9 protein-coding genes and 1 riboswitch are annotated in these 7441 nt (G+C 41.1%); of the genes, 4 read left to right on the top strand and 5 right to left on the bottom strand.

Annotated elements, in window-relative coordinates; translation table 11 throughout:
• From FCL54_RS21055 to FCL54_RS21045, 3 genes are all read left to right on the top strand, one after another.
• The coding region (locus tag FCL54_RS21055; protein WP_210238539.1) for a hypothetical protein at positions 1-397 on the top strand (397 nt) is incomplete at its 5' end.
• Positions 398-444: 47 nt separating this feature from the next.
• A riboswitch (cobalamin riboswitch) is annotated at positions 445-642 on the bottom strand.
• A 177-nt stretch (positions 643-819) separates the two neighbouring features.
• Positions 820-1773: a nucleoside hydrolase gene (locus FCL54_RS21050; RefSeq protein WP_138129159.1), complete on the top strand. Its 954-nt coding sequence runs from the start codon at positions 820-822 to the stop codon at positions 1771-1773.
• Between the two features lie 160 nt (positions 1774-1933).
• Positions 1934-2539 (top strand): general stress protein, encoded by a 606-nt coding sequence (locus FCL54_RS21045; protein WP_138129158.1) that lies wholly within the window; start codon positions 1934-1936, stop codon positions 2537-2539.
• A gap of 133 nt (positions 2540-2672) precedes the next feature.
• Here FCL54_RS21045 and FCL54_RS21040 read toward each other — a convergent pair whose 3' ends face one another.
• Together FCL54_RS21040 and FCL54_RS21035 are read right to left on the bottom strand one after the other, a co-directional pair.
• On the bottom strand, positions 2673-3644 hold the full coding sequence (locus FCL54_RS21040; RefSeq protein ID WP_138129165.1) for a mechanosensitive ion channel family protein: 972 nt from the start codon (positions 3642-3644) through the stop codon (positions 2673-2675).
• Positions 3645-3888: 244 nt separating this feature from the next.
• The gene (locus tag FCL54_RS21035; protein WP_138129156.1) at positions 3889-4182 is read right to left on the bottom strand and encodes a hypothetical protein; all 294 of its coding nucleotides are present in this window, start codon (positions 4180-4182) and stop codon (positions 3889-3891) included.
• A gap of 122 nt (positions 4183-4304) precedes the next feature.
• On the opposite strand from FCL54_RS21035, the gene FCL54_RS21030 reads away from it, so the two are divergent.
• A complete protein-coding gene (locus tag FCL54_RS21030; protein ID WP_171016955.1) occupies positions 4305-5213 on the top strand; it encodes a DUF4349 domain-containing protein in 909 nt (302 codons plus the stop codon).
• Between the two features lie 2 nt (positions 5214-5215).
• Here the strand turns inward: FCL54_RS21030 and FCL54_RS21025 are convergent, their stop codons facing one another.
• From FCL54_RS21025 to FCL54_RS21015, 3 genes are all read right to left on the bottom strand, one after another.
• Positions 5216-5617 (bottom strand): VOC family protein, encoded by a 402-nt coding sequence (locus FCL54_RS21025; protein ID WP_138129152.1) that lies wholly within the window; start codon positions 5615-5617, stop codon positions 5216-5218.
• 57 nt (positions 5618-5674) lie between these two features.
• On the bottom strand, positions 5675-6313 hold the full coding sequence (locus FCL54_RS21020; protein WP_138129150.1) for an SDR family oxidoreductase: 639 nt from the start codon (positions 6311-6313) through the stop codon (positions 5675-5677).
• A 72-nt stretch (positions 6314-6385) separates the two neighbouring features.
• Positions 6386-7441, bottom strand: a complete 1056-nt coding sequence (locus FCL54_RS21015) for a diguanylate cyclase (RefSeq protein WP_138129148.1) — start codon at positions 7439-7441, stop codon at positions 6386-6388.

Here is a 7441-nt window from a genome sequence, read left to right as displayed (position 1 = left end):
TTCGGGGTCAACGCGCATTGACACCCTGTACTATACCAAGAGGACACTTTTTTGTTCAATTCTCAAATTACTTCCCCACAGGAATGCTTCGCTAGGCTGTGCTTCGTCGTATTGCATCACTGAAAACCTTCAATTGATTGAAGCGAAGGGCAGTCGACTCCTGCGGGAAAAGCAACAGCTGAAGATCCCGCAGGAAGCGGTTTTTGCTGACGAGGAAGCTGAAGCGTTGCCCGCGGAAAGCGAACTGCCCGGAGTGGAAATCAATGCTGCAATTGCGTCGCAGTTTATCGCTTTTGTGCAAAAACAACAATCCTTTAGAAAAGAGCCTTTAGAAAAAACAAAAACCCATCTCCTCAGAGATAGGTTCAAAACGACAGAAAGAGTCTATGTATGCTAAAAAATACAGACCTCGCCATCGTTTCTCACTCTCAATCCCCGAAGAAAAGAAACGGATGAGAAAAGGCAGGTCTACTGACTTATGCTTCTTCCTACTGCGAGCCTTCCCATATAAGAGCCATAGCAGCCTCTTAATACAGTGGTATTCTCGGTTCGTCCACAATTACAGTTGCGGGGACAGTTCCGGATTTTCACCAGATTCCCTTTTAAGTCTATGAATCAGACACCCTTACTCAGCCTATTAAGTTTCAAAAAACACAATATATCGGATAAACAAATAATCAAAACACCAAATATTGTGTACCTTTTAATCATACAGAAGTTTCTTACTTAATACAACTTACAACTTTATCAACCTGTCTAAAAAGTATGAAGCAAAATAACTCGTCATAAAATGAAAACAAAAACTAAAAGGAGGCTTCCATGAAGGTTCTACTTTTTTCTGATCCCGGGATAGATGAGACTGTTGCTATTCTCTATGCTTTACTACACCCTTTTATAGAGGTCGTCGGGATTGTTACCGGCTATGGAAACGTAACCCGGGAACAGGCGATCAGAAACGGGAGATACTTATTAACATTAACTGGTAATGAAGATATTCCGCTTATTGCAGGTGCTGAAGGTCCTCTTACCGGCGAAACAGCTCCTTACTATCCGGCGATTCACGGTCCTGAAGGCTTAGGCCCAATCAATCCCCCTGAATCCATTTCTGCTGAATTTGTAAATTTTGATGAAGTTTTTAAAATTATCGATCAGTTTCAGGATGATCTTGTGATCGTTACGTTAGGGCGGTTAACCGACCTGGCAATCGCATTTTTACTTGGTGAGAAATCTCTTAAAGAGGTAAAAGCCTTCTATATAATGGGAGGAGCCTTCCTTGTACCGGGAAACGTTACAGCTGTGGCGGAAGCAAACTTTCACGGCGACCCCCTTGCGGCAGACATTGTGATGGAAAAGGCAACAAACGTTTATGTTATTCCGTTAAACGTTACCACGCAGGCACTCATTACCCCCTCTATTATTCAAACAGTATACAAGTCTCAGCAAAATGAATTCGGAAAGCTATTAGTTGAAGTGTTTGATTATTATATGAAGGCATATAAAAAACTTGTACCCGGCATTAACGGAGCCTATTTTCATGATCTATTAACTGTCAGTGCCCTGGGTAATCCTAGTTTATTAGGTTATGTGGAACGAAATGTCCGTGTTGATCATGGAACGGGACTGGCCAGGGGGCAAAGCATTGCAGACTTCAGGCCAAAGCCTGAACTAAGTTCATCCGAAAAGCGGGAACAAATTGCCCTCCAGCTCGACTATCAATCATTTGTATACGACTTTATCAGAATAATGACAGGACCTGTTTCATCATCCTCTTAACCTTTCATTCCTTAAAATTATCTTTAAAAAGAATCTTACCACTTCACTCCCCCTCCTGTTTTTAGTAAAAATGGCATAAATATACCAGTCCTTGATTCAGCAAGGAGTAAAAAGGGTATCAACCAAAGTAGAGTTAATCATTCTCAAGGAGGGATTTTGAATGGATAAACGAATTATTGGTGGAGTATTTGAAAACCAGGATAATGCGATCCGTGCAATTGAAGCATTAAAAGAAAGAGGATACGACACAGAAGATTTCTCTGTTTTTGCAAAAAGCGAAGATGATGTACAAGAACTAGAAGACGAAACAAACGTTGAACTTTCCGGTGCAGAAGATGATGACAACCGCGGTTCTAATGCTGCTAAAGGTGCTGGTATCGGTGCTGGTACAGGCGGTGTTCTCGGTGGTATTGTTGGTCTAATCGCTGAAGTCGGGTTACTTACAATCCCTGGCATCGGCCCTATCGCTGCGGCTGGCCCGATCGCAACAACACTTAGCGGTGCAGCAATCGGTGCAGGAGGAGGTTCCATCGTAGGTGCACTTACAGGCGCTGGAATCCCTGAAGACGATGCGAAGGAATATGAAGAATACCTGAAGAACGGCCATATTCTTGTATTGGTTGAAGCAGATGCCGAAAGAGAGAACGTTGTTTACGGCACTTTTGAAAACAACAACACCGTTAATGCCCATATGTATCCTGAATACACGCTCGATGATGATCAACTTAACAATAATCGGCTTGACAACGACCGCCGTACCCTTTAATAGATTTCAAAAGCTGGTTCTTCGTGAACCAGCTTTTTTATTGCTTATGAATAACGGTGTGCACTAGAGTTTCAGAAAAAAAGGAAGGAGAAATGAAACTCAATAGGAATCTCTAAAAAAAACCCATGAATAGTCACGGGTTATTTTTCTTTATTCGGTTTAACAGATCAGCATCAATACTCCTAACATGCAGATCTCGTTGCGGAAAAGGAATTTCTATATTATTCTCTTCAAATGTCCTGTTGATACGAAAATTCAAGCTGCTCTTTCTTTCAATAACGCTCTGTGGATTAGAAAGCCAAACAAATAATTCAAAGTCCAATGATGAACTGCCAAAACCGAGGAAATTAACAAAAGGCTGCGGCTCATCAAGAATATCAGCAGATTCTTTTTTCTCATCATCCGCTACTCTGTACAAAAGTTCTCTCACAAACTCCACATCTGAACCATATGCAACGCCAACCGGAATAACCAGCCGGAGCCTCTGGTCGATATAAGAACGATTAATCACTTCCTGTTCTAGAAAATAAGAGTTTGGCATAATGATATGCTCATTATCCAGCGTTCGAATAATGGTTGCTCTCATATTGATCCGTTCGATGTCTCCGATAACATCATTGACGATCACCCGGTCCCCTACTTTAATAGGCCTCTCAAACAATAGGATCAACCCAGAAATAAAGTTATTAGCGATATTTTGCATTCCAAAGCCGATTCCAACCCCGAGAACACCCGCAAAAACAGTAAGGGCACTGAGGTCGATTCCAACAGTTGTTAAGCTGATAACAAAGGCGATAATCATGATAATATAGTAAAAAACACGATCAAAAGTAAATCTTAATCCCCGGTCCAGGTCGTACCTCTCATAAATTGGAGGGAATATGTAATGTGTAATAATTTTAGAGCCCCGGTTTGCAAAGGTGATAATCAGGATTGCTATAATGATTAGAAACAAAGAGACTTTGACTTTACCAATTGAAAAAAGTTCCCTGAACATCCATTTGGAGTCAGAAAAGTAAAACAGCAATAACACGAGCAAGGCGTAAGTGGTCATCCAATTAACAAGTGACAGCATCGCAGGATAAAGCCTTTGCTCAAGCCGCATCGTTTTCTTTCGTTCTCGTCTGAGCAGAATCCTGACACCCCATCTTACCAATAATATACTAGTCGCAATAGCTGCAAATCCGAGTATCTGTTCCCAAAAAGATACCTGCAGTAAAAATTCAAACTGCTTATCTAGCTTTATATTATCTATCTTAAAAACTCCCTTAACAGTTATTTCCTTTCTATAAGATTAACAAAAAACAAAGAAAAGCGTCTAGAAACAATATTCTAGACGCTTTTCCGATTTATGTTTCTAACTGTTTTCTCAACCTACTATAGAAATCTTCCAGTTCATCACGATGTCCGTTAATAAACTGTTTCCTTCGATCCAAATCTCTTATATCAAGGGCATCTTCCCCGTAATGTGTAATGGAATCAAACAGCATTCGGTTTTCTTCGCTTATTTCCACATTTTCTTCTAACAGTTTACTGATTTCTGATAGTTTTCGAAAGCTTTCATCATCATAACTTTGTTGTTCCATTTGCTGGCCAAGGATTGAGAATAAAAGTCGCATTTGTTCTTTGGCCTTCTCCATCATAGGATCATCTCCTTTGCCTAACAATTACCCACTTTGATCGGGCAGTTAAACCTCTTCTGTTTCCAATGAAACCTAAGTCTTACTCTTATCGTCAAATAGTTAAAAGCAAAAGGCGGGGTCTTATGAAGAAGGTACTAGCTTTTCTTGTTCCATTATTGGTTCTCTTACTTGCGGCATGCAGTTCTGGCGCTGAAAGCAGCCAGGACAGCGAGGCAGGCTATTCTGAAAGTACCGGAGATAAGGCAGTAAGCAACACCGATAACACGGTTGTCCGGAATGGAGCAACGGAAGAAAACAAAGCGACGGAAGAAACTAAAAACAAAAACCCTCTGTTTCAAACTGAACGGAAAATCATTTATAACGCCGATTTAGAGTTGACGGTAGAAAAACTTGACGAAACAAAAGAAAAGATAGAAAGTTTAACTTCTGAGCACGGTGGTTATATTGTACAATCTTCTTATTTCACAGATGAAAATAAGATTCAACACGGTTCGGTCACAGTTCGTGTCCCGTCGAATAAATTCAAATCATTTTTAGCGTTTGCTTCTGATTTAAGTAAAGGAAACCCGAGACAATCCATTAACGGACAGGATGTTACAGAAGAATATGTTGACCTTGAATCCCGATTAAAAGCAAAGGAAGCAGTAAGGGAAAGGCTCGAATCGTTTTTAAAGAATGCTGAAAAAACAGAAGATCTTCTTGCCATTTCAGATGATCTTGGCCAGGTGCAGGAAGAGATCGAACAACTGCAGGGAAGAATCACGTATCTTAAAAACCAGAGCGATTATGCTACTGTTTCCATTTCGATAATTGAAAAAAATGTAAATGTTCCAGGCTTCCAAAATGGAGAAGAGCTGAACACATGGCAAGAGACAAAAAAGCTGTTTATGATGACAGTAAACGGTATCGTCGCGTTCTTTTCAAAAGCTTTTGTTTTCCTGGTAGGCCTATCACCAGTTTTCGTGCCACTCGTTATCATTCTTGGTATACTCTTTTATTTTCGTAAAAAAAGAAAAACTGCGGAACAGTAAATCTATTCAGGAGCGACAATCTCCACCTTAATTTTGTCCGGGTCTTCAAAATAGACGGCATAGTGATTTTTTCCCCCGGCATAAGGGTGCTGCTCTGGATATAAGAGTGCAGCTCCTTTTCTAGCTAACTTTTCGGCCAATTCATCCACGTGATCCCTGCAGGAAGCATAAAAGGCAAGATGGTTTAATCCGACTCTGCAGCGATGATACGGTATATCCAGGAAGCGCTCTTCAGCCTGAACAAAAACGAGGTAGGTGTCCCCCAGTTTCCAGCTGGTTCCCTCCTCCCATTTTTGGTAACGCTCATATCCAAGTTCGCTTAATAGCCATCCCCAGAATACGCTCGACCGTTCAAGGTCCGAGACATACAATTCAATATGATGCACTACACCTGTTTTAGCCATTTTCCCAGTCTCCTCCAAATAAACAGCCAGGCAAACACACTTGCCTGGCCATAGCATTTATAGACTATTTAGCGCTTCCTCAATTCCCTTTTCTCCGGATAGCAGCTCAAACGTTTTTCCAAATGTGTTTTCGTTCGTTAACGATTCTGCAAGGGTCGCCGCAACATCACCACGCGGGATCGACCTGGACTTATCTGAAATTGATCCAGCTGCCTCCACTTTACCTTTCGGCGGGTCATTCGTTAATCTTCCCGGACGAACAATTGTGTAAGCAAGGCTTGTTTGTTTTAGGTGTTCGTCTGCTCTGTGCTTCGCTGCCAGGTAAAATTTAATCGGATGGTCAGTTGCATGCGGATCATTTGCCCCCATCGAACTAAGCATCACGAACCTTTTTACACCCTGATGCTTCGCTTCATCAACTGCACGGATAGCTGCTTCCTGATCGATTAATACCGTTTTATCTGCTCCGGTATTTGGACCAGATCCTGCCGCAAAAATAACCGCATCACAGCCGTAAAAAGCATGGGCAAAATCTTTTTCCAGATTAGCAAAAACTGTTTTCGCACCGAGTTGTTCCAATTCTGGTATCTGGTCAGTGTCCCTGATCATTGCGACCGGCTCATGGTTATTGTTTGCAAGCTGCTCAACTAACTGCTTGCCTATTTGGCCATTAGCCCCGATTACTAAAACTTTCATTTTATAGCCTCCTTCAGTTTAAAGTACCACCTTATGTCTTTCCACTTTTTAAGAGGCTTAAAACCCAAACGATTAAAAGGAGCACACCTGGTTCCTTCCATTTTTCTTCGCTTTATACAGTTGTTTGTCCGCAAGGCTTACAGCAGCTTCGACTTTTCCCTGGTCGGTAAGTTTTGCAAAGCCAATCGAAACACTGATCTGTTTAATCCTTTCCCCGTCAAAGGTATAAAAATGATGGTTTCTTATCTTAAGGCGAATCTCCTCTAAGGTGGAAGCTGCGTTTTCAGCATTTGAAACCGCTAAACATCCGATAAATTCTTCTCCTCCATACCGGCCGACTATCATGTTCTCTGGTTTTATCTCCAACAAAAATGCTGCCAGATCTTCAAGGACTTTATCACCGGTAAGATGCCCGTAAGTATCGTTGATAACCTTGAAACGATCAAGGTCAATCATGGCAATATAGTGTTCTTTTTCACCCCATCCGGGACACTTGTCGATAAGCTGGATAAACTTTCTTAAATTATAAAGGCCTGTCAGCTGGTCATGTTCTGCATAAAACTGGAGCTTTTCGATCATCTCAAGCTGTTTCCATCCGTTTGTAATGAAAAAATACATTAATAAAGAAAGGAAATGAAACGAAACAAACCTGATAGGCAGCCATTGGTATAACTCAGCAGCATCGGCAACCTGCAAAATTAAAGGAAGATCGGCAATCAACCATATAAAAGTAAAAAAGATAAAGCCCCTTTTATAAGTAAGTGCGTTAAAGGAAAACAAATGAAGCAGGCTTGTGGCTGTCCCGGGGATAACTAAAGTGAAAAGGATTTCGAATACTGCTCCTTCCCCACCGAATCCCAATCTTGCCAGAGCGGAAACGATAATAACCGGAAAAGCATATTTCCAACCGTGGAACAAACCGATGATCGCAATTGGTATAACTCTATAATCAAAATAAAAACCATTTATTTTATAAGCTACAAAATAGAAACAAACAATCGTAAAAATAGTTCCTGCAATGTGAAGAGCCCCCGTTAGCTTTGTAGGCAGTTTTTTTAAATAGAGCGTATTAATACAAAGGTGCATCAGTAATAAGATTGCAATATTGGATAAAATGGATTCAATCAC

The sequence above is a fragment of the Exobacillus caeni genome (assembly GCF_005747095.1).
In the GTDB taxonomy this organism is placed as follows: domain Bacteria; phylum Bacillota; class Bacilli; order Bacillales; family Guptibacillaceae; genus Exobacillus; species Exobacillus caeni.
Note: the sequence above shows the minus strand (reverse complement) of the source record. Positions and strands in the feature narration are given on the sequence as shown.